Consider the following 26709-nt stretch of genomic DNA (forward strand, 5'->3'; position numbering starts at 1 on the left):
GATTTTCCGGCTGCTTGAGGATTAGTCAACAATCCTTAAGTGAAGAGCATTGCGCTCAATGCGGGCTTTCTTTTCCATGATTATCAGGAAAAAGGTATGGGCTCAACCATATAGCAATCAACGCAGTCTGAAGTGATGACGTTATCCAGAATCAGAGGGGACTCGGTCGCAGGTCGAAGGAACCCGGTACGAATAGACGCTGTATAGACCCCAACGTTTACTGTATTGAGGCGAGCCCTAGCGTTAATCGACACACAATCAATGCTGTAATTCATCCCCATCCCCAAGCCGCAATTTTCACCACCTGAATTAATCACGCGGGTAGAGTCCTGCCCCTCAATGACAACACCCCAGGCGGTCTGTTCAGGATCAACACCTGGCTCAGTAGCCGTGCAATAACTATCAAGAATGGTGTTGTACTCGCCACCGTTGTCCAGCAGCAGCATGCAGCGCCCGGTCCAGTCAACCGACGTGATGTTCTCTATAACACAGTGTTGTGCGTAGTGCAGATGCAGGCCAACCGCAGCGTCCCCGGTGAACTCAAGGTTACGGATATACACGTTTTTAATCGGGTCACATAAAGCCACGATTGCGCCCAGGGGATGATCACGTTTGATTACGCGATTAACAATCAATGAGTTAGCCAGCACATATATAACCTGGCGAACCTCCAGGGGGCCGTCAAGTGGCATAGGGTAGGTTGCAAAATCGGTTGAAGCATCCGAGATGACGATCCAGGAACCGTTTGTGTACGGAGTCGTGTCGGCCACGGAGATTTCGGTCGTATTGACGTAGGCCGGCGCGGTCAAATAACTGCCCGGGCGAACATTGCCTTGGTAGTCGATGGCGGCATAACTTGGATCTGTGGGGTCCAGCGGGTTACGGCCGATCCCTGAAACGTCAATAGTGACCTTATCGATCCCTGGGGCAGGCTCGATGATCTGCCCACTGTAGGGCCAGTTGTCATCACGGTTTAGCAGGACTGTTGTCCCGATAGGGCAGTCAGTGCCATTGATTTGAATCCAACGGTATCCGGCCTTCATCACCGACTGGAGTTGAGGGCCGTTATCCGCAGAGGGATTCGGGGTAAAAACATAAGGGGTATCGATGTAAATTGACATATGACTTCTCCTGATTTCCCATGGCCATTTTTCGGCGAAACAACTGTACATGCATACAGCTAAAAATCCTACAAAAGCAGCATTCTCAATGCTCACTTTATTGCCCACAGACACCGACATACGCATCACACGCGCCGGACGCGTGATAAAGCCGTTATCGCGTTCAGTGAGGCTCATGGGAGACGGGAAAAGAAGATGCCGAAGCACGCTCAGAAAGGCGCAACGGGAAAAAATCGACAAGCCAGGAGGAGCCGCCGAATCGTCATTCTGAGGGGGTAGGTTGCAAAGGCTTCGCAAATCGCAACAAAAAAGGGCCCACCTTTCGGTGAGCCCTTCTAGACCGCCCAGCAGAGCGGATTTTGTTTGGTAGGCGCGATTGGACTCGAACCAACGACCCCCACCATGTCAAGGTGGTGCTCTAACCAACTGAGCTACGTGCCTGCTGTGAGGCGGCATTCTACGGAATTCCCGAGGGGTGTCAACACCTTTTTTGCAGCTAAGCCTATGAATATGCGAATTTTTTATTTGTGGCCAGCACAACGGTATTTTCCGGCGGCTGGCAGCGGATTTTCAACTCAGGTAGGATCGGCGCACTCGTAAAAAATATAAAACAGAGGTTCCAGGATGGCGAACACCCCCTACCCCCAGTCGTATTACGCCGCGTCTGCGAATGCGGTACCTCCTCGCCCAGAGCTGCAAGGTGAAGTCGAAACCGATGTGTGCGTGATTGGCGCCGGTTATACCGGCCTGTCCAGTGCGCTGTTCCTGCTGGAAAACGGCTTTAGCGTGACAGTGCTGGAAGCTGCCAAGGTAGGCTTTGGCGCGTCGGGCCGTAATGGTGGGCAGATCGTCAACAGCTACAGCCGTGATATCGATGTGATCGAGCGCAGTGTCGGCCCCCAGCAGGCGAAATTACTCGGCGACATGGCATTTGAAGGCGGCAGGATCATTCGGGAGCGGGTGGCCAAGTATCAGATCCAGTGCGATCTGAAGGACGGCGGTGTATTTGCGGCACTGAACAGCAAGCACATGGGCCACCTGGAGTCGCAGAAGCGCCTGTGGGAGCGCTACGGCCACACCCAGCTGGAGTTGCTGGACGAGCGGCGCATTCGCGAGGTGGTCGCCTGTGACAACTATGTGGGCGGCCTGCTCGACATGAGCGGCGGGCACATTCACCCGCTGAACCTGGCGCTGGGCGAAGCGGCAGCCGTGGAGTCCCTGGGCGGCACCATTTATGAGCAGTCGGCGGCGACTCGCATCGAGCGCGGCGCCAATCCGGTGGTGCATACGGCGCACGGCAAGGTCAGGGCCAAGTTCATTATTGTCGCGGGCAACGCCTATCTGGGGAACCTGGTTCCGGAACTGGCGGCCAAGTCGATGCCGTGTGGTACGCAGGTGATTACCACCGCACCACTGGGCGATGAACTGGCGAAGACGCTGCTGCCACAGGATTACTGCGTCGAGGACTGCAATTACCTGCTGGACTACTACCGCCTGACGAGCGACAAGCGCCTGATCTTCGGCGGTGGCGTGGTGTACGGCGCGCGTGACCCGGCGAATATCGAGGCGATCATCCGGCCGAAGATGCTCAAGGCCTTCCCGCAGCTCAAGGACGTGAAGATCGACTACGCCTGGACCGGCAATTTCCTGCTGACCTTGTCGCGCCTGCCGCAGGTCGGTCGCCTGGGGGATAACATCTACTACTCCCAGGGCTGTAGCGGCCATGGCGTGACGTATACCCACTTGGCGGGCAAGGTACTGGCGGAAGCGCTGAGAGGCCAGGCAGAACGTTTTGATGCGTTTGCCGGCCTGCCGCACTACCCCTTCCCCGGCGGACAACTGTTGCGCACGCCGTTTGCGGCGCTGGGGGCCTGGTATTACGGGTTGCGGGACAAGCTGGGATTCTGATCCGGGACCACGGGGCTGGCTTGCCGGCCCCTGCACTTGCCGCCCCGGCACCCAATCGCAGACACAAAAAACCCCGGTCTTTCGACCAGGGTCTTTGCTATCGATCCAACCAAGCCAGCGGCTTGCTTTGGCGTCTCAGGGCGTTCAGTGGGCCCTGGAACAGATATGGCGCAGCGGACGGGACTCGAACCCGCGACCCCCGGCGTGACAGGCCGGTATTCTAACCGACTGAACTACCGCTGCGTATCGCTCAGACTGCTGAAGTGTCACCTTCAACCGCCTTCAAACATCTGACTGACCAACCTTGGCTGTTCAATCTCAAATCTGAAACATCAGACCTGGAAAATATGGCGCAGCGGACGGGACTCGAACCCGCGACCCCCGGCGTGACAGGCCGGTATTCTAACCGACTGAACTACCGCTGCGCGTCGGTGCAACCTTTAACGTTGCGTCTTGCCCTAGGGCAAAACTCTCAAGAAGTGGTGGGTGATGACGGGATCGAACCGCCGACCCTCTGCTTGTAAGGCAGATGCTCTCCCAGCTGAGCTAATCACCCTTTGCTTCGTTGAGGCCGCGAAATTTACGCAGGTAGCGGACCTAAGTCAATAGCCTGCTTGAAGTTTTTCTGAAAAAGACAAAATGGCTTCAGGACCGCGACCCGCCCTACTCGGTGTAAATCATCTTCTTGCTCATGCCGCCGTCGACGACGAACTCTTGCCCGGTGACAAACCCGGCATTGCGCGACAGCAACCACGCCACCATCGCCGCTACGTCTTCCACAGTGCCTACCCTGCCGGCCGGGTGCTGGGCGTGATCCGCATCCGTCAGCGGCTCGGCACGGCGTGCAGCCGGGTCACGGGCATCGATCCAGCCCGGGCTGACGGCATTGACCCGTACTTCCGGCCCGAGGCTGATAGCCAACGCGTGGGTCAGGGCCAGCAAACCGCCCTTGCTCGCCGCATAGGCTTCGGTGTCCGGTTCCGACTGGCGTGCCCGGGTCGACGCCAGGTTGACGATGGCGCCGCCGTGGGCCCGCAGGTAGGGCGCACAGTGCTTGGCCAGCAACATGGGACCACTGAGGTTCACCGCCAGTACACGATTCCAGTAAGCCAGGTCGAGACTTTCCAGGGTGATGTTGCGCGGGTCGGCCACGGCGGCATTGCACACCAGCGCATCCAGGCGCCCGAACTGGCCAAGTACCTCGGCCACGCCCTGGGCAACCTGCCGCTCATCGGCCACGTCCATGGTAATAAACCAGGCGTTGTCGCCGAGCACCTTGGACACCTTGGAACCGCGCTCACGGTCCAGGTCCGTCAATACCACCTGCCAGCCTTCGCTGATCAACCAGGCGGCAATCCCCAGGCCGATGCCCCGCGCCGCGCCGGTCACCAGCGCGACCCGCCCGTTACTGGCGCTCGCCGCCTCCATGGACCACTCGATCACAGGGCAGCCAACCCACGGGCCAGGTCGGCCTGCAGGTCAGCGACGTCTTCCAGGCCCACGGCAATGCGGATCAGGCTGTCACGAATCCCGGCAGCTTCACGCTCCTGCGGCGCCAGGCGGCCGTGGGAGGTGGTGCTCGGGTGAGTGATAGTGGTCTTGCTGTCACCCAGGTTGGCGGTGATGGAGATCAGGCGAGTCGCATCGATAAAGCGCCAGGCGCCCTCTTTGCCGCCCTTGACCTCGAAACTCACCACGGCGCCGAAACCACGCTGCTGGCGCTGGGCCAACTCGTGTTGCGGGTGGCTCTTGAGGCCGGCGTAATGGACTTTCTCGATGCCGTCCTGCTGCTCCAGCCACTCGGCCAGGGCCTGGGCGTTGGCACAATGGGCCTTCATCCGCAGGCTCAGGGTCTCCAGGCCTTTAAGGAAGATCCAGGCGTTGAACGGGCTCAGGGTCGGGCCGGCGGTGCGCAAGAAGCCCACCACTTCCTTCATCTGCTCGCTGCGGCCGGCAACCACGCCACCCATGCAACGGCCCTGGCCGTCGATGAACTTGGTGGCCGAGTGCACAACGATGTCTGCGCCCAGCTTCAGCGGCTGCTGCAATGCAGGGGTGCAGAAGCAGTTGTCGACGATCAGCATCGCGCCCTTGGCGTGGGCCACTTCAGACAATGCGGCAATGTCCACCAGCTCGGCCAACGGATTGGACGGCGACTCGACGAACAGCAATTTGGTGTTGGCCTTGATGGCCGCGTCCCAGCCGGACAGGTCCGCCAGCGGCACGTAGTCGACTTCAATACCAAAACGCTTGAAGTACTTTTCGAACAGGCTGATGGTCGAACCAAACACGCTGCGCGACACCAGGACGTGGTCGCCGGCGCTGCACAGGCTCATGACTACCGCGAGAATCGCGGCCATGCCCGTGGCAGTGGCGACAGCTTGCTCGGCGCCTTCCAGCGCGGCGATACGCTCTTCGAACGCGCGCACGGTCGGGTTGGTGTAACGCGAATAAACGTTGCCCGGCACTTCACCGGCAAAACGCGCAGCGGCGTCGGCCGCAGTGCGGAACACATAGCTGGAGGTAAAGAACATCGGGTCACCGTGCTCACCTTCCGGGGTGCGGTGCTGGCCGGCGCGCACAGCCAGGGTATCGAAAGCTACGCCATCGAGGTCGCTGTCCAAGCGACCGGCATCCCATTCCTGACTCATGCTCTACTCCTCAACTCGAATGCTTTATCAAAGATACAAAACCGGCCCCTCAGGGCCGGTGTCTACTCAGTTGTTGTACAGGTCGATGATCGCGCTGACCGCCTGGGTCTTGATCTTCGAGGAATCGTTACGGGCCTGCTCGATCTTGTTCAGGTAGGCCTCGTCGACATCGCCGGTGACGTACTTGCCGTCGAACACCGCGCAATCGAACTCCTCGATCTTGATCTTGCCACCACCGACGGCTTCGATCAGGTCCGGCAGGTCCTGGTAGATCAGCCAGTCGGCGCCGATCAGGTCCGCAACGTCCTGGGTCGAACGGTTGTGGGCGATCAGTTCGTGGGCGCTCGGCATGTCGATGCCGTACACGTTCGGGTAACGCACGGCAGGCGCGGCGGAACAGAAATAAACGTTCTTCGCACCGGCTTCGCGGGCCATCTGGATGATCTGCTTGCAGGTGGTGCCGCGTACGATGGAGTCATCCACCAGCATCACGTTCTTGCCGCGGAACTCCAGCTCGATCGCGTTGAGCTTCTGGCGCACCGACTTCTTGCGCGCAGCCTGGCCAGGCATGATGAAGGTGCGGCCGATGTAACGGTTCTTGACGAAGCCTTCGCGGAATTTCACGCCCAGGTGGTTCGCCAACTCCAGCGCAGCGGTGCGGCTGGTGTCCGGGATCGGGATAACCACGTCGATGTCGTGATCCGGGCGCTCGCGCAGGATCTTGTCCGCCAGCTTCTCGCCCATGCGCAGGCGCGCCTTGTACACCGAAACACCGTCGATGATCGAATCCGGACGCGCCAGGTAGACGTGCTCGAAGATGCACGGGGTGAGTTTCGGGTTCAGTGCGCACTGACGGGTGTGCAGCTTGCCGTCTTCAGTGATGTAGACCGCTTCGCCCGGCGCCAGGTCGCGAATCAGGGTAAAGCCCAGCACGTCCAGGGACACGCTTTCGGAAGCGATCATGTACTCGACGCCTTCGTCGGTATGACGCTGGCCGAACACGATCGGGCGGATGCCGTGGGGGTCGCGGAAACCGACGATACCGTAGCCGGTCACCATCGCCACTACCGCATAGCCACCGACGCAGCGGTTGTGCACGTCAGTCACGGCAGCGAACACGTCTTCTTCGGTCGGCTGCAGCTTGCCGCGCTGGGCCAGCTCGTGGGCGAACACGTTCAGCAGTACTTCGGAGTCCGAGTTGGTGTTGACGTGGCGCAGGTCAGATTCGTAAATCTCCTTGGCCAGTTGTTCAACGTTGGTCAGGTTGCCGTTGTGCGCCAGGGTGATGCCATAGGGCGAGTTGACGTAGAACGGCTGGGCTTCGGCCGAGGTCGAGCTGCCCGCTGTCGGGTAGCGCACGTGGCCAATGCCCATGTGCCCGACCAGGCGCTGCATGTGGCGCTGATGGAACACGTCACGCACCAGACCATTGTCCTTGCGCAGGAATAACCGGCCGTCGTGGCTGGTCACAATACCGGCAGCATCCTGGCCGCGGTGCTGGAGGACGGTTAGCGCGTCATACAGCGCCTGATTCACGTTCGACTTACCGACGATACCGACGATGCCACACATGCGACGCAACCCCTACTTAATGAATCTTGACTGAACACAACTTACTGAGGCGTTTTGGCCGGCAAGAGGTGTTCCTTGAACGGAAGATCAGCGGGTACGCTGATCCCGCTGGCCAGCCACTGACTGCTCCACCCCAAAATGAGGTTTTTGGACCAATCTGCAACCAATAGAAATTTTGGCACGAGTACCGACTCCTGCCACCACGAATCCTGCTGTACCGGCCCCAGGCTCAACAGCCCGACCGCCACGACCACCAGCAAGCCGCCACGCGCGGCGCCGAAGGCCATGCCGAGAAATCGATCGGTCCCGGAGAGGCCGGTGACGCGTATCAATTCGCCGATAAGATAATTGACCATTGCCCCCACCAACAACGTGGCGATGAACATGATGGCGCAGCCCGCGATGACGCGAGCCGAAGGTGTCTCGATGTATCCGGCCAGGTAGACAGACAATGAACCGCCGAACATCCAGGCTACAACTCCTGCGATGATCCATGTCAGCAGCGACAATGCTTCTTTGACGAAGCCGCGGCTCAGACTGATCAAAGCGGAGATGGCGACGATTGCAACGATCGCCCAATCAACCCAGGTAAATGGCACAGTTCAGCCTACAGACGGATAAGGCGGCGCATTTTAGCAGAGCGCTGGGCTATCGGTAAGCTGTGATTGGCAGTGCATTTGAAATCAATGAGTTATAGGGGAAACCGGCCTGTTGCGGCACACCCAAAACACTTGTGGGAGCGGGCGTGCTCGCGAAGGCGGTGGGGCAGCCAATAAATCTGCTGACTGATACACCGCTTCGCGAGCAAGCCCGCTCCCACATTGACCGCATTCCAGCTTGAATCCTTGCAGCCTCAGCCTTTTTCGGGCTGGAAGCGAACCACAAAACCCTTGAGGTTCTGCTGGCGATCCAACAGGTCCCGCAGGCGATCGGCTTCAGCCCGCTCGATCAGCGGCCCGATGAATACCCGGTTCTTGCCATCGGCGCTGCGGATATAGGCGTTGTAACCCTGGGTGCGCAGCTTCTTCTGCAACGCATCAGCACTTTCGCGGTTAGCCAGGCTGGCCAGCTGGATCGACCAACTGATCGGCAAGCCATTCGGGTCAATACGGCTCTGGCCCACGTCCGGCTTGCCCGGTGCCGCAGGTTGCGGGGCCACAGGTTTTGGTGCTGGCGCCGGCGCCGCAGGCTTCGCAGCAACTGCAGGAGCAGCAGGCGCAGGCTTAACCACCGGCACGCTCGGCTGCACCGGCATCGACGGCGCTTGCTGTGCAGCCACTTCGTCATCGGTCGGCACCGGCTCTTCTTCCGGCAGCGCTTGCGGCTCGGGAACCACCACCGGCTCAACCTGAACCTGAGGCACCGCAGGCGCCTGGGGCGCAGCTGGCGCTTCAACGGTCACTTGGCGCTGCTCATCCTGACGGGAAAACAGCATCGGCAGGAAAATCACCGCCAACGCCACCAGGACCAGGGCTCCAACCATTCGCTGCTTGTATGCGCTATCCAGTAATGCCATGTGCAGCTTCCTCCGTGGAGCGCCGGGCCAACCATTCGAGCGCCTCGGCAACACAATAAAATGATCCGAACAACAGAATCTCATCCTCAGGCGTCGCAACCGCGCACTGGGCTTCCAGGGCGGCTGTCACGCTTGCATGGGACGTCACGGACGCGCCAAGGTTCTGCAAGGCAACCTGCAACTCGATGGCAGGACGACTGCGGGACGTATCCAGCGGTGCAACCGCCCAGGCCTGGACGTCGCCCAGCAAGGGTGCAACCACGCCGTCCAGGTCCTTGTCGGACAACAACCCGAACACCGCGAGGCGGCGGCCGGCGGGCGGCGTGCGTGCCAGGCGCCTGGCCAGGTATTCAGCGGCGTGAGGGTTATGCCCCACGTCCAGCAGCAGGTTCAGGCGCTTGCCCTCCCAGTCGAACGTGCGCCGGTCAAGGCGCCCCACCACGCGAGTAGCCTGCAACGTAGCGGCAATCTGCTCGGCATGCCAGGGCAAATCCAGCAACAGGTAGGCTTGCAGCGCGAGCGCGGCGTTTTCCATCGGCAGGTTCAGCAGTGGCAAGTCGCGCAACTCAACAGTTTGACCGCGCGCGTCAAGCCCGCGCCATTGCCAGAATTGGTCGCCAATCTCGAGATTGAAATCACGCCCGCGCAGGAAGAACGGGCAATCCAGCTCGCGCACCTTGTCCAGCAAGGTATGCGGCGGGTCCAGGTCGCCGCACAGTGCAGGCTTGCCCTGGCGGAAGATCCCGGCTTTTTCATAGGCCACGGACTCACGGGTGTTACCCAGGTAGTCCGCATGGTCGACGCCAATACTGGTAATCAGCGCCAGGTCGGCATCCACCACGTTGACCGTGTCCAGACGCCCGCCCAGGCCGACTTCCAGCACCACTACATCCAGCTGCGCACGCTCGAACAGCCAGAACGCCGCCAGGGTGCCCATCTCGAAATAGGTCAGGGAAATCTCGCCACGCTCGGCATCAAGTGCGGCGAAGGCTTCGCAGAGTTGCTCGTCAGTGGCTTCGACGCCATTGAGCTGCACCCGCTCGTTGTAGCGCAGCAGGTGCGGCGAGTTGTACACGCCGACCTTCAGGCCCTGGGCTTGCAGCAAGGCCGCGACAAAGGCGCAGGTAGAGCCCTTGCCGTTGGTGCCGGTCACCGTGATCACACGCGGCGCCGGCCGGCCCAACCCGAGGCGGGCCGCTACCTGTTGCGAGCGCTCCAGGCCCATGTCGATGGCTGACGGATGCAACTGCTCAAGGTAGGCGAGCCATTCGCCCAGGGTACGTTGGGTCATATGTTTGCAGGCACCGGTGGCACGACAATCGGCTCGATTTTAGGCGCGACGTACACAGGTGTCGGCAGGCCCATCATTTGCGCCAGCAGGCTACCCAGGCGCGGACGCAGTTCGCCGCGCGGAATGATCAGGTCGATCGCGCCGTGCTCCAGCAGGAACTCGCTGCGCTGGAAGCCTTCCGGCAGTTTTTCGCGAACGGTTTGCTCGATAACACGCGGGCCGGCAAAGCCGATCAGCGCCTTCGGCTCACCGACGATCACGTCACCCAGCATCGCCAGGCTGGCGGACACTCCGCCGTAGACCGGGTCGGTCAGCACGGAGATGAACGGAATACCTTCTTCGCGCAGACGCGCCAGTACCGCGGAGGTCTTGGCCATTTGCATCAGGGAGATCAGTGCTTCCTGCATCCGCGCACCACCGGAGGCGGCGAAGCAGATCATCGGGCAACGGTTTTCCAGCGCGTAGTTGGCGGCACGTACAAAACGCTCACCGACGATGGCGCCCATCGAGCCGCCCATGAAGGAGAATTCAAAGGCCGAAACCACCACCGGCATGCCCAGCAGCTTGCCGCTGACGGAAATCAGCGCGTCCTTTTCACCGGTCTGCTTCTGGGCCGCGGTCAGGCGGTCCTTGTACTTCTTGCCGTCGCGGAACTTCAAACGGTCAACCGGCTCCAGGTCAGCGCCCAGTTCGGAGCGACCATCGGCGTCGAGGAAAATATCAATGCGGGCGCGGGCGCCGATACGCATGTGGTGATTGCACTTGGGGCAAACGTCCAGGGTCTTTTCCAGCTCCGGGCGGTACAGCACCGCGTCGCAGGATGGGCACTTGTGCCAAAGACCTTCAGGAACCGAGCTTTTCTTCACCTCGGAACGCATGATCGAAGGGATCAGTTTGTCTACTAACCAGTTGCTCATGCTTTCTTTCTCCAGTACCGGTGGCTTGAACACAGCCCCGCGTATGCCCTTGAGCTAAATTCATATGTGGCGATGACACAAACTGGACGGGGTCAGACGTTCGACCAGCCATTTCCTGCCTGTGCCCTCAGCCTTCCAGACAACCTGCCGTGCAGGGTTGCCACTTCATTTCCGGGCCTCCCACAGGCGGCGCCGGGCTGTTTTACACAGTGGTAGTTATGGACGGCGGCAGACTGCCAGCCGTCACATCGTCCCGCTGCTGTCGCGCACGGCCTGCATGAATGCGCGAATCCTTGCGTGATCCTTGATGCCCTTGCCCTGCTCTACCCCGCCGCTGACGTCCACGGCATACGGCCGAACCTGCTGGATGGCACTGGCCACGTTGTCCGGATTCAGGCCGCCCGCGAGGATAATCGGCTTGCTCAACCCTTCGGGAATCAACGACCAGTCAAACGCCTCGCCCGTACCACCGGGAACGCCTTCGACGTAGGTGTCGAGAAGAATCCCGCGAGCCCCGCCATAGGCAGCGCATGCCGCAGCAATATCGTCCCCGGCCTTGACCCGCAGCGCCTTGATGTACGGGCGCTGGTAGCTCTCGCACTCGTCCGGACTCTCATCGCCATGGAACTGCAGCATGTCCAGTTGCACGGCGTCGAGGGTTTCATTGAGCTCGCAGCGGCTGGCGTTGACGAACAACCCCACGGTGGTCACGAACGGCGGCAACGCGGCAATGATCGCCCGCGCCTGCAACACATTCACCGCCCGCGGGCTTTTGGCATAAAACACGAAACCGATGGCATCGGCCCCCGCCTCGACCGCCGCCAACGCGTCTTCTATGCGGGTAATCCCGCAAATCTTGCTGCGAACGGCAGACATGTCGATGAAACCTCAGGGCGTGTCCGGGAAAGTCCCGGATGGTAACAAATGCTTTTGAGGGCGTCAGCCGCCAAGTTCGCTGAAACCTGTGAGGAAGTGTGGCCCGATGAATCGCTGGGGCAATTCGAACTCGTCGCGGTACTCCACATCCACCAGGTACAGGCCGAACGGATGCGCCGTGACGCCGCCGGTACGGCGAATCCGGCTTTCCAGCACTTCCCTGGCCCATTCCACCGGGCGTTCGCCGGTACCGATGGTCATCAGCACCCCGGCGATATTGCGCACCATATGGTGCAGGAAGGCGCCGGCGCGAATATCCAGCACGATCATCTTGCCGTGGCGCGTCACCCGCAGGTGATGGACCTCCTTGATCGGCGACTTGGCCTGGCACTGGCCGGCACGGAACGCGCTGAAATCGTGGATACCTACAAGATGCTGGGCCGCCTCGGCCATGCGCTCGGCGTCCAGCGGGCGGTGGTTCCAGGTGATTTCTTCGTTGAGATGGGCCGGGCGGATCTGATCGTTGTAGATCACATAGCGATAACGCCGGGCGATGGCCTTGAAGCGCGCGTGAAAGTCCGCCGGCATTACCTTGGCCCAACTGACGCTGACGTCGTGGGGCAAGTTGATATTGGCGCCCATCACCCATGCCTTCATCGAGCGCTCGGCCTGAGTGTCAAAGTGCACCACTTGCCCGCAAGCGTGCACGCCGGCATCGGTCCGCCCGGCGCACATCAGCGACACCGGTGAGTCGGCGACTTTCGACAGGGCCTTCTCCAGGGTTTCCTGCACCGTTGGCACACCGGAGGCCTGGCGTTGCCAGCCACGATAGCGCGAGCCTTTGTATTCCACGCCCAGGGCGATTCTGAAAAAGCCTGCGGCCGCCATTTCGGCGGCCGCGTTATCTATATTTGCCAAGAACTGAGAGCCTGATGAGTTGCGCAAAGGCGGCCATTATAAGGCCGTGCGCCTGGGACGCCATGGGTTTGGTGCCTGGATGGCAAAACGGCAGCCCGAAGGCTGCCGTTGTATTTACCGCGCGTATCAAGCCAGCCGGCTGAGCATTTCCTTGGCTTCGCCCTTCTGACCGTCATCGCCTTCCTTGAGCACCTCGCCAAGAATGTCCCGCGCACCGTCGGCATCGCCCATGTCGATGTAGGCCTGCGCCAGGTCGAGCTTGGTGGCCACTTCGTCGGTACCGGAGAGGAAGTCGAATTCCGGCTCATCGCCACCCAACGCCGCGTCGTCGGCGGTGAAGGACGGTTCGATTGGCGGATGTTCCAGGCTTTGCGACAGGCGATCCAGCTCGGCGTTGACATCATCAAGCTCCGACGCAAACGCGTCCGGCTTGGCCGCTGCGGGCACCTCGGGCTCGTCGGCCAGGGACAGGTCGAAATCCTCCGGCAGGTCGAGGTCGTCGAGGTCGGCCGGCGTCAGTGTCGGCGGCTCTACCGGCGGCAGGTCCTTCATCTGGTCTTCAAGGCCGGAGAGGAAGTCGTCGTCTGACTGGGCCGACGAGGGTGGATCGAGTTGCAGGTCCAGGTCGAAATCCGAAAGGTCTTCCGCACTGGCCTTGGCCTCGGTCTGCTGTTGCAGCACCGATTCAAAGCTCAGGTCGTCGTCCGACGTCGGGCGGACCACGGCTGGCGAAGCAGCCTCCAGATCGTCCAGGCTGAGGTCGAAGTCTGTGTCAAACGCGTCCGGCGCAGGCTCAGGTGCAGGCGGTGCCGGGTCGTCCTTGAGCAGGTCCTTGACGTATTGGGCGTCGAGAGCGGCAGCGGCAACGGCAGCGCTGACGCCTGCTGCGAACACGGCCATGGCCGGGAAGCGGCTTTTCAGTTGTTCGACCTGGGCATGGTTGTCGCCATTGGCGACCAACTGGCGCTCCTGGGTGACAAACCCGTCCTTGTTGCCCTGCAAGCCGTGGACTTCCATCAGCTTGAGACGCAGGTCACTGCGGGCGGGCTCTTGCTTGATTGCATCTTCCAGCACTTCCGCAGCCTGGTTCAGGTGGCCACGGTCGATATGCGACTGGGCTTGCGCCAGGGCGTCAGTCGGACGCTGCGCAGCAACAGGTGCGACCACCGGCGCAATCACCGGGGCAACCACCGCCGCCGGAGCTGGAGCTGGAGCTGGAGCTGGAGCCAGCTTGACGTTCGGCGGCGGCACATCAAGGCCTTCGAAACTGTCAGATGGCAGATCGTGATCAATGTTCGGCGCAAATTCCGGCTCTTCAGCCAGGGCCCGCGCCATGCGCAGGTGCTTTTCTTCTTCAAGGCGCGCATTGCGATGACGGGCCCACAGCAGCAGAAGCAACAGCACCAGCAAACCCGCTGCGCCGCCGATCACACCCAGCACGATCGGGTTGGTCAGCAGGTCGTTGAATTTACCTTCAGTGCTGGCAGGTGCCGAATCCGGCTTGACCGGGGTCTCGACCGGCGCAGCCGCGGGGGTTGCTGCCGGAGCTGCCGCTGCCGGCGCCGCCGGTTGTGCAGCCAGCTCGGCCGGCATCGCCGCCGTTGCAGCAGGCTGCGCCGCAGCGCCACCCGGGGTCTGCAACTTGGCCAGTTGGTTGTTCTTGAGCTCGATCAGCCGCTGCAGCTTGTCCAGCTGACTTTGCAGGTCAGCCATGCGGCTTTTCAGTTCTTCATTCTCGCGACGGGTCGAATCCAGGCTTTCCTGGGTCACCGCCAGCTTGTTGTTCAAGGCCCGGCTGTCGCCCGCCGCGCCCTTCCCGCCTTTCCTGGCCGCTTCGGCCGAGACCAGGCTCAAATTGTCCTTGGTATTGGTCTGCGACGGCGCATTACCCGCCTGGGTACGCTTGGTCGCGTCCAACTGCGCCTTGCCGGCGAGCTGATTGCCGCCACGGCGGCCCTCGCGCCACGCCGCGTTTTGCGCCGTCACTTCAGCAATCGCCTCGGGCTGCGGCAGGCTGGTGCTTTGCCCCGAATCCGGCAGGCGCAGGACCTGGCCGGTTTTCATGCGGTTGATGTTGCCGTCGATAAAGGCGTCAGGGTTCAGCGCCTGAATGGCCAGCATGGTCTGCTGCACCGAGGCGCCATTGCGGTTTTTCGCGGCGATTTCCCACAAGGTGTCACGGGAAGTCGTGGTGTGTTCCTTGGCCTTGGTGACTGCCGGAGCCGTCGTCGCAGGCGCACTCAAGCGTGGCGCGGGTGCAGGTGCACCGGCGGCCGGGGTCGACTGGTCGAACTTGGCCGGGTCCAGCAACACGCTGTAGTCGCGCATCAGGCGACCGTTGGGCCATTGTACCTGCAGCAGGAAACGCACGTAGGAATCCGGCAGCGGCTTGCTGGAGGTGACACGCACCACACTGCGGCCGTTGGGATTGACCACCGGGGTAAAGGTCAGGTCGTTCAGGAACGCCTGGCGATCGACGCCCGCATCCACAAAGGCCTGGGACGACGCGAGGCTGGGGGTGATCTCGGAGGCGGTCAGGCCACCGACATCGAGCAACTCGATTTCCACCGACAGCGGCTGGTTCAGCTTCGACTTGAGGGTCATCTCCCCAAGCTGCAGTGCTTGCGCCATACCGGAGGACAGCGCCGAGGCGGCCGCTATTGCTAACACCAGTTTGCGAACTTGAACCATAGCCTCATCCTTTTTGAACACTCCCCGGCCGGCGAGAAGGTGGGTAACCGCTGCCATTAGGCATGGCGAGCCGATAGGTCACCGACGCGCAATTTTTCCAGCTTGGGGCCAAGCATAGCGCTTGGCTAGAATCAATCTACAAATTGCCGCCAAGTATCTTTTACACAAGGCCTTTTATCAACAACTGCGCCAGCTGTACGGCGTTCAGTGCCGCCCCTTTGCGTACGTTATCTGACGCCAGCCACATATTTAGTTCCGCGGGGTCATCAACACCGGCACGAACCCGGCCCACGTAGACCACGTCCTGACCGACCGCATCGCCCACAGCCGTGGGGTAATCGCCCTCTTCCACCAATTCGACACCCGGTGCCGAGTCCAGGGCACGGTTGACGGCAGCGAGATCCACCGCTGCCCCCAATTGCAGTGACACAGTCAGGCTATCGCCAAAAAACACCGGGGCTTGAACGCAAGTGACGGAAATCTTTAGCAAAGGCATTTCCAGCACGGCGCGCAATTCGTGCACCAGGCGTTTTTCCAGGGCAGTGTGGCCTTGCGCGTCAGGCTTGCCGACCTGGGCCAGCAGGTTAAAGGCCATTTGCCGGTCGAAGAACTTCGGCTCCAGCGGGCGCACATTCAGCAACTCGGCGGTCTGCCGGGCGAGTTCGCTGACAGCCTCACGGCCCTGGGCGGAAACGGCGAGGTTGGCGGTGACGTTAACGCGCTGAATGTCCAGCAAGCCGCGCAGTGGCGCCAGCACCACGGCCAGGGCAGTCACCGACGGGCTTGGGCTGCTGACCTGATAAGGTTTTTTCAGGCCATCGAGGATCTGCGCGTTGGCTTCCGGCACTACCTGCGGCGCCTGATCGGCCGGCAAGGCGCCGGACAAGTCGATCAGGGTGCAGCCCGCAGCGGTGGCGCGCGGGGCAAAACTCAAGGTGACCGCAGGGCCGGCGGCGAAGAACACCAGTTGGACTTTGCTGAAATCGAATTCATCGACTTCCCGCACCCGCACGTTCTTGCCACGAAACGGCACCGAATGCCCGGCCGACTCGCTGCTGGCCAACAGGTGCAGGCTGCCTACCGGGAAGTCCTGCTCTTCGAGGATCTGCACCAGGGTTTCGCCAACGGTGCCGGTGGCGCCGATCACGGCAATATCAAAGGTCTGGGTCATGGGGGCTGCCTCGGGCATTGCGGGGGGAGCGGCACTTTACCGGGTGGCTGGGGGTGAGGCAATTAACCTGGGGGTTGTGGTGTGGCTGATGGCCTCTTCGCGAGCAAGCCCGCTCCCACATTCGAGCGAGTTTCTTCAGTTGAAATGCGATCAAATGTGGGAGCGGGCTTGCTCGCGAAGAGGCCCGAGCGCGCAATAAAAAACCCGCGCCTGTCACCAGAACGCGGGTTTCTTATTACCAGCAGCGATTACCGCTCCAGCAAGATCCGCAGCATGCGACGCAACGGCTCAGCCGCGCCCCACAGCAGTTGGTCGCCGACGGTGAACGCACCCAGGTACTGCGTCCCCATGTTCAGCTTGCGCAGACGGCCAACCGGCACATTCAGGGTACCGGTCACCTTGTTCGGGCTCAGTTCCTGGATGCTGATATCACGGTTGTTCGGCACCAGCTTGACCCAAGGGTTGTGCTGGCTGATCAGCCCTTCGATATCGGCGATCGGCACGTCTTTGTTCAGCTTGATGGTCAACGCCTGGCTGTGGCAACGCATGGCGCCGATGCGCACGCAGATACCGTCCACCGGGATCGGGCTCTTGAAGCGACCGAGGATCTTGTTGGTCTCGGCCTGGGCCTTCCACTCTTCACGGCTCTGGCCGTTAGGCAGCTCCTTGTCGATCCACGGGATCAGGCTGCCGGCCAATGGCACACCGAAGTTCTCGGTCGGGTAGGCCTCGCTGCGCATGGCCTCGGCCACACGGCGGTCGATGTCGAGGATCGCGCTGGCCGGGTCAGCCAGTTGATCGGCGACAGCGGCGTGGGTCGCGCCCATCTGCTTGATCAGTTCACGCATGTTCTGCGCGCCGGCACCGGAGGCCGCCTGATAGGTCATGGCGCTCATCCACTCCACCAGGCCGGCTTCGAACAAGCCGCCCAGGCCCATCAGCATCAGGCTGACGGTGCAGTTGCCGCCGATGTAGTTCCTGGTGCCCGCGTCCAGTTGCTGGTCGATCACCTTGCGGTTGACCGGGTCCAGCACGATCACCGCGTCATCCTGCATGCGCAGGCTGGAAGCGGCGTCGATCCAGTAACCCTGCCAGCCGGCTTCGCGCAGCTTGGGGAAGACTTCGCTGGTGTAGTCGCCACCCTGGCAGGTCAGAATGACGTCGAGGGTCTTCAGTTCTTCAATGTTGTAGGCGTCCTTGAGCGGAGCAATGTCCTTGCCCACGGACGGCCCTTGACCACCTACATTGGAGGTGGTGAAAAACACCGGCTCAATAAGATCGAAATCCTGCTCTTCCAGCATCCGCTGCATGAGCACGGAACCGACCATACCGCGCCAACCGATCAGACCTACACGTTTCATCGCAACTACACCTTGTTCAAAAGTGGGCCGCCTTGCAGCAACATCTGCAAGCGGGCCCGAGAGATTACAGATTCCGCAGCGCGGCGACTACTGCGTCGCCCATTTCTTGCGTACCGACCTTGGTGCAACCCTGGGACCAGATGTCGCCAGTGCGCAGGCCCTGGTCGAGCACCAGGCTCACGGCCTGCTCGATGGCATCCGCGGCGTCGGTCAGGTTGAAGCTGTAACGCAGCATCATCGACACCGACAAAATGGTCGCCAACGGGTTGGCAATGCCCTGCCCGGCGATGTCCGGCGCCGAACCGTGGCACGGCTCGTACATGCCCTTGTTGTTGGCATCCAGGGAGGCCGACGGCAGCATGCCGATGGAACCGGTGAGCATCGAGGCCTGGTCGGACAGGATGTCGCCGAACAGGTTGTCGGTGACGATCACGTCGAACTGCTTCGGTGCACGCACCAGCTGCATGGCGGCGTTGTCGACGTACATGTGGCTCAGCTCGACGTCCGGGTAGTCCTTGGCGACTTCCTCGACGATTTCACGCCACAGCTGGCTGGAAGCCAATACGTTGGCCTTGTCCACCGAGCAGACCTTCTTGCCACGCACACGGGCCATGTCGAAACCGACACGGGCGATACGGCGGATTTCACTCTCGCTGTACGGCAGGGTGTCGTAGGCCTGACGCTCGCCATTCTCCAACTCGCGCACGCCCCGTGGCGAGCCGAAGTAGATACCGCCGGTCAGTTCGCGGACGATCAGGATGTCCAGGCCCGCGACGATTTCCGGCTTCAGGCTGGAAGCGTCCGCCAGTTGCGGGTAAAGGATCGCCGGGCGCAGGTTGCCGAACAGGCCCAGTTGCGCACGGATCTTCAGCAGGCCGCGCTCAGGGCGGATGTCACGTTCGATCTTGTCCCATTTCGGGCCACCCACGGCGCCCAGCAGCACGGCGTCGGCTGCGCGGGCACGCTCCAGGGTTTCGTCGGCCAGAGGCACGCCGTGCTTGTCGATGGCCGCGCCGCCGATCACGTCGTGGCTCAGTTCGAAGCCCAGGCTGTACCTGGTGTTGGCCACTTCCAGCACCTTGACCGCTTCGGCCATGATTTCCGGACCAATGCCGTCGCCAGGGAGAATCAGAATCTGCTTGCTCATGCGTTCCTCATTTCATCAAGCGACCCGCCCGTGGGCAGGTCGGGAAAAATTAATCAGCGTTCGGCCCACACCACCAGCACGTCGGTGCTGAAGGTGCCGTCGGCTTGAATCTCGAAGTAATCGCGCACTTCCTGGCCCATTGCCTTTTGCAGCTCCAGGATCGCGGCACGCAATACCTCTGGGGTGCGCATGCGCTCGACCCACGAGGTGTATTCCAGGCGCAGGCGCTGGCGGCTGCTGTTGCGCACATGCAAACCGGCTTCGCTGAGCTGGCGCATCCACTCGCCGGCGGAATAGTCACGCACATGACTGGTGTCGCGCAGCACTTCGACGGTTTGCAGGTAAGTGTCCAACAGCGGGCTGCCCGGTGACAAGACGTCCACAAACGCGGCCACGCCACCCGGCTTGAGCACCCGGCGCACTTCACGCAGGGCCAGGCCCAGGTCGCTCCAATGGTGCGCCGAGTAGCGGCTGAACACGAAGTCGAATTCGCCATCGGCAAACGGCAGGCGCTCGGCGGCGCCGTGCACGGTGCGGATGTTGTCCAGGCCACGGTCCACGGCAGCGGCGGCGACCACGTCAAGCATCTGTTGGGACAGGTCGTACGCCACCACTTCCTTGACCAACGGTGCCACGTTGAAACTCACGTGACCGGCGCCGCAACCCAGGTCCAGCAGTCGTGCAGCGCCCTGCCCGGCCAGTTCGGCCTGGAGCAGCGCGAACTCGGTGCCTTGAGCATGTACTGCGCTGCTCAGGTAGGCCGAGGCCTGTTCGCCGAATTGTTTTTGCACGACTTGGGTGTGGGCAGTGCTGGTCATGATGATGTCCCTGGTTTTTGTGTTGCTGTTGCTGGCCCTTTCGCGAGCAAGCCCGCTCCCACATTCGACCGAGTTCCTTCAGTTGAAATGCAATCAAATGTGGGAGCGGGCTTGCTCGCGAAGGGGCCAGTCCGGTCTACATGGAATCAAGCGTCGCGAAACAACCAAGGCTGGCTGGCCCGGTGTTTGGTTTCAAACGCGGCAATCGCATCGCCGTCCTGCAAGGTCAGGCCGATGTCGTCCAGGCCATTGATCAGGCAGTGCTTGCGGAAGGCGTCCACTTCAAAGTGATACACCTTGCCGTCCGGACGGGTCACGGTCTGCGCCGCCAGGTCGATGGTCAACTGGTAGCCCACATCGGCTTCCACCTGCTGGAACAACTCATCCACTTCGGCATCGCTCAAGATGATCGGCAGCAAGCCGTTCTTGAAGCTGTTGTTGAAGAAGATGTCGGCGTAGCTCGGCGCGATGATGCTGCGAAAGCCATATTCTTCCAGGGCCCACGGCGCGTGCTCACGGCTGGAGCCGCAACCGAAGTTTTCCCGGGCGAGCAACACGCTGGCACCCTGGTAACGTTCGGCGTTGAGCACAAAGTCCTTGTTCAGCGGGCGCTTGGAGTTGTCCTGGTAGGCGTAGCCCACGTCCAGGTAGCGCCACTCGTCGAACAGGTTCGGGCCAAAACCGGTGCGCTTGATCGATTTCAAGAACTGCTTGGGAATGATCTGGTCGGTGTCCACGTTGGCACGGTCCAACGGCGCGACTAAACCGGTGTGTTGAGTAAAAGCTTTCATCGGGTATTCCTCAGATCAATTCGCGAACGTCGATGAAACGACCGTTGACGGCAGCCGCAGCAGCCATGGCCGGGCTGACGAGGTGGGTACGGCCACCGGCGCCCTGACGCCCTTCGAAGTTACGGTTGGAGGTGGACGCGCAATGCTCGCCCGACTCCAAACGGTCCGGGTTCATCGCCAGGCACATCGAGCAACCCGGCTCACGCCATTCAAAACCGGCTTCGAGGAAAATCTTGTCGAGGCCTTCGGCTTCAGCCTGGGCCTTGACCAGGCCCGAACCTGGCACCACGATCGCCTGCTTGATGGTCGAGGCGACTTTGCGGCCCTTGGCGATCACCGCCGCAGCGCGCAAATCCTCGATCCGCGAGTTGGTGCAGGAGCCGATGAATACGCGATCCAGCTGGATGTCGGTAATCGCCTGATTGGCTTTCAAGCCCATGTACTTCAAGGCGCGCTCGATGGAACCACGCTTGACCAGGTCGGTTTCCTTGGCCGGGTCCGGCACGTTCTGGTCAACGGCCAACACCATTTCCGGCGAGGTGCCCCAGCTGACTTGCGGCTTGATCTGGGCGGCGTCGAGGGTGACCACGGTGTCGAATACGGCATCGGCGTCGGACACCAGGTCTTTCCAGGCTTCGACTGCGGCGTCCCAATCGGCACCGCTCGGTGCGAATGGGCGACCCTTGACGTAGGCAATGGTCTTTTCGTCCGCCGCTACCATGCCCACACGGGCACCGGCTTCGATGGACATGTTGCAGATGGTCATGCGGCCTTCGATGGACAGGTCGCGAATCGCGCTGCCGGCGAATTCGATGGCGTGGCCGTTACCGCCGGCAGTGCCGATCTTGCCGATCACGGCGAGGACGATGTCTTTGGCGGTGACGCCGAAAGGCAATTCACCTTCCACCGACACCAACATGTTCTTCATTTTCTTGGCGACGAGGCACTGGGTGGCGAATACATGTTCCACCTCGGAGGTACCAATACCGTGGGCCAGGGCGCCAAACGCACCGTGGGTAGAGGTGTGGGAGTCGCCGCAAACCACGGTCATGCCGGGCAAGGTAGCGCCCTGCTCCGGGCCGATCACGTGAACGATGCCCTGGCGCACGTCATTCATCTTGAATTCGGTGATGCCATATTCGTCGCAGTAATCATCGAGGGTCTGCACCTGGAGGCGCGACACGGTGTCGACAATGGCGTCGATCCCGCCTTTACGCTCCGGGGTGGTCGGCACGTTGTGGTCCGGGGTGGCGATGATCGAGTCGACGCGCCAAGGCTTGCGCCCGGCCAGTCGCAGGCCTTCGAACGCTTGGGGCGAGGTCACTTCATGGATGATGTGACGGTCGATGTAGATCAGCGACGACCCATCATCGCGCCGTTTCACTTCATGGGAATCCCAAAGCTTGTCGTAAAGCGTTTTGCCGGCCATCACGCGGTCCTCATCAGGTGTTTCTATGCCCCGGGCCTTGAACGATTCAATAACCCTTTGGCTTGTGAGGCTGATGGTATGGCGCTACATTAAATAACTCAAATTCATATTTTTTATGCTTTGGATTACCAACTGGAATAGCACAATGGACCTGGCCAACCTCAATGCCTTTATCGCCATCGCCGAGACCGGCAGCTTCTCCGGTGCCGGTGAACGCCTGCACCTGACCCAACCGGCCATCAGCAAGCGCATCGCCGGCCTGGAGCAACAATTAAAGGTGCGCCTGTTCGACCGGCTGGGGCGTGAAGTCGGCCTCACCGAAGCCGGACGGGCGCTGCTGCCCCGGGCGTATCAGATTCTCAATGTACTGGACGACACCCGCCGCGCCCTGACCAACCTCACCGGCGAAGTCAGCGGGCGCCTGACGCTGGCCACCAGCCATCACATCGGCCTGCACCGCTTGCCACCGGTCCTGCGCACGTTCACCCGGGAATACCCGAATGTCGCGCTGGATATTCAGTTTCTCGATTCGGAAGTGGCCTACGAAGAAATCCTCCATGGCCGCGCCGAAGTGGCCGTGATCACCCTGGCGCCGGAACCCCACACGCTGGTGCGGGCCACCCCGGTGTGGGACGACCCACTGGATTTCGTGGTGGCGCCGGAACACAGCCTGATCAGCAACGGCAGCGTCAGCCTGGCGGACATCGCCCGGCACCCGGCGGTGTTTCCCGGCGGCAACACCTTTACCCACCATATCGTGCAGCGGCTATTCGAGGCCCAGGGCCTGACGCCAAACATCGCCATGAGCACCAACTACCTGGAAACCATCAAGATGATGGTCTCCATTGGCCTTGCCTGGAGCGTATTGCCGCGCACCATGCTCGATGACCAGGTGGCACGCATCGCTTTGCCGGGCATACAGCTCAGTCGCCAGCTAGGCTATATCGTGCACACCGAAAGGACGCTGTCGAACGCTGCGCGGGCTTTCATGAGCCTATTGGATGCACAGGTCGATCTGCCAGGGAATCAGGCTTGAATCGCCGTGGCCCGTAGACCGTGGAACCCGCGCCGAACGCCCATCGAGCCAAGGCCCTTTGATAATGCGCAACCCCGTCGATACCGTGCCACCCCTGCCCCGCATCTACGCCCTGGACCCACAGGAGGCGGAGCAAAGCTGGGACAGCGCGCCGCAACTGCTGGCGGCGCTCAACGCTGCCCGGCTGGGCGCCTGGAGCTGGGAAATCGATACCGGCCGGATCAGCTGGTCCCGAGGCACTCAGGCCCTGTTCGGCTTCGACCCGCGCCAGCCGCTGCCTGAAGACCTGGAGTACCTGGACCTGCTGGCCCCCGAGGACCGCGCCAAGGTGGTCCGGGCCTTTCATGCGGTGCTGGCCGGCGAACCCGCTGTCCAGGCCATGCACCACCGTATCCAATGGCCCGATGGCAGCCTGCACTGGCTGGAAATCAACGGCAGCCTGCTACCGGACAAGGCCGGGCGTCGTCGAATGATCGGGGTGATCCGCGAAATCACCCACCAGCGTGAGCGCGAACACGCCCTCAGCCATTCGGAAAAGCGCTTCGCCACCCTGTTCCATTTGTGCCCGCTGATGGTCCTGCTGACCCGCCAGGCGGACGGCCTGATCAGCGAAGCCAACCAGTATTTCGAGAGCCTGTTCGGCTGGCCGTTGGCCGATGCCATTGGCCGCAGCACATTGGAGCTGGGCCTCTGGGTACACCCCGAACAACGCGCGCATCTGGTCAAGGCCACCCAGCGCAAAGGCGCCCCCATCACCATGGAAGTGCAGTTTCGCGCCAGCAACGGGCAGGTCCACGATGGCACCCTCAGCGCCCAGAAAGTCGAGCTGGACGGCGAGGACTACCTGATCAGCACCTTCCTCGACACCACCGAGCGCAAGAATGCCGAGCAGGCCCTCAAGGACAGCCAGGAACGCCTGGACCTGGCCCTGGACTCGGCGCAACTGGGCACCTGGGACTGGCACATCCCCAGCGGCATGCTCTATGGCTCGGCCCGCGCCGCCCAACTGCACGGGCTGGAACCCCAACCGTTCCACGAATCCTTCGAGGCCTTCTTTGAAGGCATGCCCCAGGAAGAGCGCGAGAGCATGCGCAACGCCTACCGCACCCTGCGCGAAGGCCCGGCGGGCAACTACCAACTGACCTACCGCGTGCAACTGGAAGACGGCAGTTCGCGCTACCTGGAAAGCCGCGCCCGCCTGTATCGCGATGACACGGGCGTACCGTTGCGAATGGCCGGGACCCTGCTCGACATCACCGACCAGGTTGAACGGGAGCAGCGCCTGATCGCATCCGAAGAAAAATTCGCCAGCCTGTTCCTCGCCAGCCCCGACCCAATCTGCGTGACGCGCCTGGAGACCGGCCAGTTTATCGAGATCAACCCGGCCTTCACCCAGACCTTCGGCTGGACCGCCGCCGAGGTGCTCAACAACAACGCCGAGCAGATCGGCTTGTGGGAGGAGTCCAGCCAACGCCTGCAGCGCATCGAGCAGGTGATCCGCGAACAATCCCTGAGCAACGTGGCAATCACCGTTCATCACAAGAACGGCCAGACCCTGAACTGTGTGATATCCAGCCGCCTGATCCAGGTCAGCGACCAACCCTGCATCGTCACCACCCTGCGGGACATCACCCAACAACAACGCTCGGAAGCGGCGCTCAAGGCCAGCGAAGAGAAGTTCGCCAAGGCCTTTCATTCCAGCCCCGATGCGGTGTCGATCACCGAGCGCGATACCGGGCGCTACGTGGAGGTCAATGACGGTTTCTGCCGCCTCACCGGCTACCGCGCCGAAGAAGCGATCGGCCTGACGCTGTACCAGATCGGCATCTGGGCCGATGAAAACCAGCGCGCGGCGTTATTGGCCGAGTTGCAGATCAAGGGCCGCATTCATCACCTGGAAATGCTCTGGCACAACAAGCGCGGCGAAGTGCTGGCGGTTGAAGTGTCGGTGGAGCCCATCACCCTCAATGAAACCCCCTGCCTGTTGCTGACCGCCCGGGACGTCAGCCTGCTGAAAAACGCCCAGGCGCAGATTCGCCACCTGGCCTATCACGACCCGCTGACCAACCTGCCCAACCGCGCCCTGCTGATGGACCGCCTGAGCCAGCAGATCGCCCTGCTCAAGCGCCACAACCTGCGGGGCGCCCTGCTGTTTCTTGACCTGGACCACTTCAAGCACATCAACGATTCCCTCGGCCACCCGGTAGGCGACACGGTGCTGAAGATCGTCACTGCACGCCTTGAAGCCAGTGTGCGCATGGAAGACACCGTGGCACGCCTGGGCGGCGATGAGTTTGTGGTGCTGCTCAGCGGCCTGGAAGGCACGCGCCCGCAAGTCAGCACTCAGGTCCAGGAGCTGGCCGATACCCTGCGCGAACTGTTATCCGAACCGATGTTCCTGGATGGCCACCGCCTGCAAGTCACCCCGAGCATCGGCGTGGCGCTGATCCCCGATCACGGCTCAACCCCGGCAGATTTGCTCAAGCGCGCCGACATCGCCCTGTACCGGGCCAAGGATTCAGGGCGCAACACCATCCAGATGTTCCACAACAGCATGCAGAAAACCGCCAGCGAGCGGCTGCGCATGGAAACCGACCTGCGCCTGGCCCTGGCCCGCGGCGAGTTCAGCGTGCATTACCAACCCCAGGTGGATGCGCGCGGCAACACCATCGTCGGCGCCGAGGCCCTGGTGCGCTGGCAACATCCGCAGTTGGGCGCACAGTCTCCGACGGAATTCATCAAGGTCCTGGAAGACAGCGGCCTGATCCTTGAAGTGGGCACCTGGATCCTCGACGAAGCCTGCAGCACCTTCGCGCAGTTGATTGCCGAGGGGCTGGTAGACCCGCTGAACTTCAGCCTGTGCGTCAACATCAGCCCGCGGCAGTTTCGCCAGAATGATTTTGTCGAACGGGTAGAACGCAGCCTGCGCACCCACCATCTGCCTTATACCCTGCTGAAGCTGGAGATCACCGAAGGCATCGTGATCCAGAATCTGGACGACACCATCAGCAAAATGCGCCGCCTGAAAAAGCTCGGCGTGAGTTTTGCGATGGATGATTTCGGCACCGGCTATTCGTCGCTGACCTACCTCAAGCGCCTGCCGGTGGATGCGCTGAAGATCGACCAGTCGTTTGTGCGCGACGCCACCCATGACCCCAACGATGCGGAGATCATCCGTGCCATTGTGGCCATGGCGCGCAGCTTGAACCTGGACGTCATTGCCGAAGGAGTGGAAACCCCTGAGCAACTGGCGTTTTTGCAGGGGCTTGGGTGTCATTTGTATCAGGGGTATCTGCACAGTCGGCCCTTGCCGGTGGAAGGGTTCAGGCAGGTACTGAAGCGAATGCCCCAGGCCACTTCATCGGAATAAGTTGCACCGGATTTTCCTGATGGGCAGCTGCTTTTTGAGCCTGTAGATTCAGGTGCTTTCCATTTTCGGACACACCTACCATGCAGGATGCAAAGCACTCCCCGGCGCTGCTAGGCGGCGCCTCG

The 26709-nt window shown here is 61.5% G+C and carries 20 protein-coding genes and 4 tRNA genes; 3 read left to right on the top strand and 21 right to left on the bottom strand.

What is annotated here, in order from left to right; translation table 11 throughout:
* Positions 1-83: 83 nt before the first annotated feature.
* Together HYE77_RS20375 and HYE77_RS20380 are read right to left on the bottom strand one after the other, a co-directional pair.
* The gene (locus HYE77_RS20375; protein ID WP_256347386.1) at positions 84-1298 is read right to left on the bottom strand and encodes a hypothetical protein; all 1215 of its coding nucleotides are present in this window, start codon (positions 1296-1298) and stop codon (positions 84-86) included.
* Between the two features lie 187 nt (positions 1299-1485).
* Positions 1486-1562: transfer RNA gene (locus tag HYE77_RS20380), tRNA-Val, on the bottom strand.
* Positions 1563-1745: 183 nt separating this feature from the next.
* Between HYE77_RS20380 and HYE77_RS20385 the strand changes: the two genes are divergently transcribed.
* A complete protein-coding gene (locus HYE77_RS20385) occupies positions 1746-3029 on the top strand; it encodes an FAD-binding oxidoreductase (RefSeq protein ID WP_008438740.1) in 1284 nt (427 codons plus the stop codon).
* Between the two features lie 166 nt (positions 3030-3195).
* Here HYE77_RS20385 and HYE77_RS20390 read toward each other — a convergent pair.
* The 19 genes from HYE77_RS20390 to leuC all read right to left on the bottom strand — a co-directional run bounded on the left by HYE77_RS20390 (position 3196) and on the right by leuC (position 22178).
* A tRNA-Asp gene (locus HYE77_RS20390) sits at positions 3196-3272 on the bottom strand.
* A 105-nt stretch (positions 3273-3377) separates the two neighbouring features.
* Positions 3378-3454: transfer RNA gene (locus HYE77_RS20395), tRNA-Asp, on the bottom strand.
* A 55-nt stretch (positions 3455-3509) separates the two neighbouring features.
* A tRNA-Val gene (locus tag HYE77_RS20400) sits at positions 3510-3585 on the bottom strand.
* A gap of 107 nt (positions 3586-3692) precedes the next feature.
* Positions 3693-4457, bottom strand: a complete 765-nt coding sequence (locus HYE77_RS20405; protein ID WP_003212687.1) for an SDR family oxidoreductase — start codon at positions 4455-4457, stop codon at positions 3693-3695.
* An 11-nt stretch (positions 4458-4468) separates the two neighbouring features.
* Positions 4469-5680 carry an O-succinylhomoserine sulfhydrylase gene (locus tag HYE77_RS20410; RefSeq protein WP_008438742.1) on the bottom strand — a complete coding sequence of 404 codons (1212 nt, stop codon included), beginning with the start codon at positions 5678-5680 and terminating at the stop codon, positions 4469-4471.
* 66 nt (positions 5681-5746) lie between these two features.
* Positions 5747-7252, bottom strand: a complete 1506-nt coding sequence (gene purF / locus HYE77_RS20415) for an amidophosphoribosyltransferase (RefSeq protein ID WP_003212683.1) — start codon at positions 7250-7252, stop codon at positions 5747-5749.
* Positions 7253-7293: 41 nt separating this feature from the next.
* The gene (locus tag HYE77_RS20420) at positions 7294-7851 is read right to left on the bottom strand and encodes a CvpA family protein (RefSeq protein WP_003212681.1); all 558 of its coding nucleotides are present in this window, start codon (positions 7849-7851) and stop codon (positions 7294-7296) included.
* 254 nt (positions 7852-8105) lie between these two features.
* On the bottom strand, positions 8106-8768 hold the full coding sequence (locus HYE77_RS20425) for an SPOR domain-containing protein (RefSeq protein WP_087693954.1): 663 nt from the start codon (positions 8766-8768) through the stop codon (positions 8106-8108).
* The gene (gene folC, locus HYE77_RS20430) at positions 8752-10059 is read right to left on the bottom strand and encodes a bifunctional tetrahydrofolate synthase/dihydrofolate synthase (protein WP_177069229.1); all 1308 of its coding nucleotides are present in this window, start codon (positions 10057-10059) and stop codon (positions 8752-8754) included. The genes HYE77_RS20425 and folC overlap by 17 nt, the downstream gene beginning before the upstream one ends.
* Positions 10056-10976 carry an acetyl-CoA carboxylase, carboxyltransferase subunit beta gene (gene accD, locus HYE77_RS20435; RefSeq protein ID WP_003212675.1) on the bottom strand — a complete coding sequence of 307 codons (921 nt, stop codon included), beginning with the start codon at positions 10974-10976 and terminating at the stop codon, positions 10056-10058. Before accD ends, folC begins: the two co-directional genes overlap by 4 nt.
* Before the next feature lie 243 nt (positions 10977-11219).
* Positions 11220-11852: a phosphoribosylanthranilate isomerase gene (locus tag HYE77_RS20440; protein WP_003212673.1), complete on the bottom strand. Its 633-nt coding sequence runs from the start codon at positions 11850-11852 to the stop codon at positions 11220-11222.
* Positions 11853-11915: 63 nt separating this feature from the next.
* Entirely contained in the window at positions 11916-12740 is an 825-nt protein-coding gene (truA, locus tag HYE77_RS20445) for a tRNA pseudouridine(38-40) synthase TruA (RefSeq protein ID WP_003212671.1), read from the bottom strand.
* Positions 12741-12896: 156 nt separating this feature from the next.
* Entirely contained in the window at positions 12897-15461 is a 2565-nt protein-coding gene (locus HYE77_RS20450; protein ID WP_177069230.1) for a FimV family protein, read from the bottom strand.
* Positions 15462-15621: 160 nt separating this feature from the next.
* Positions 15622-16632, bottom strand: a complete 1011-nt coding sequence (locus HYE77_RS20455; RefSeq protein ID WP_177069231.1) for an aspartate-semialdehyde dehydrogenase — start codon at positions 16630-16632, stop codon at positions 15622-15624.
* Between the two features lie 248 nt (positions 16633-16880).
* Positions 16881-17993 carry an aspartate-semialdehyde dehydrogenase gene (gene asd, locus HYE77_RS20460; RefSeq protein WP_003212667.1) on the bottom strand — a complete coding sequence of 371 codons (1113 nt, stop codon included), beginning with the start codon at positions 17991-17993 and terminating at the stop codon, positions 16881-16883.
* Positions 17994-18057: 64 nt separating this feature from the next.
* The gene (leuB, locus tag HYE77_RS20465; protein WP_134326074.1) at positions 18058-19140 is read right to left on the bottom strand and encodes a 3-isopropylmalate dehydrogenase; all 1083 of its coding nucleotides are present in this window, start codon (positions 19138-19140) and stop codon (positions 18058-18060) included.
* A gap of 53 nt (positions 19141-19193) precedes the next feature.
* Positions 19194-19958: a class I SAM-dependent methyltransferase gene (locus tag HYE77_RS20470; protein ID WP_003212662.1), complete on the bottom strand. Its 765-nt coding sequence runs from the start codon at positions 19956-19958 to the stop codon at positions 19194-19196.
* A 146-nt stretch (positions 19959-20104) separates the two neighbouring features.
* The gene (gene leuD / locus HYE77_RS20475) at positions 20105-20749 is read right to left on the bottom strand and encodes a 3-isopropylmalate dehydratase small subunit (RefSeq protein WP_003212660.1); all 645 of its coding nucleotides are present in this window, start codon (positions 20747-20749) and stop codon (positions 20105-20107) included.
* A gap of 10 nt (positions 20750-20759) precedes the next feature.
* Complete coding sequence (gene leuC / locus HYE77_RS20480) at positions 20760-22178, bottom strand: 3-isopropylmalate dehydratase large subunit (protein WP_003212658.1); 1419 nt, start codon at positions 22176-22178, stop codon at positions 20760-20762.
* Positions 22179-22323: 145 nt separating this feature from the next.
* Here leuC and HYE77_RS20485 point away from each other — a divergent pair, with 145 nt between their 5' ends.
* Entirely contained in the window at positions 22324-23214 is an 891-nt protein-coding gene (locus HYE77_RS20485) for a LysR family transcriptional regulator (protein WP_003212656.1), read from the top strand.
* A 64-nt stretch (positions 23215-23278) separates the two neighbouring features.
* Positions 23279-26584, top strand: coding sequence for a bifunctional diguanylate cyclase/phosphodiesterase (locus tag HYE77_RS20490; RefSeq protein ID WP_008438761.1), 3306 nt, complete (start codon positions 23279-23281; stop codon positions 26582-26584).
* Positions 26585-26709 lie beyond the last annotated feature (125 nt).

The sequence above is a fragment of the Pseudomonas sp. IPO3774 genome, assembly GCF_013386835.1.
Taxonomy (GTDB): domain Bacteria; phylum Pseudomonadota; class Gammaproteobacteria; order Pseudomonadales; family Pseudomonadaceae; genus Aquipseudomonas.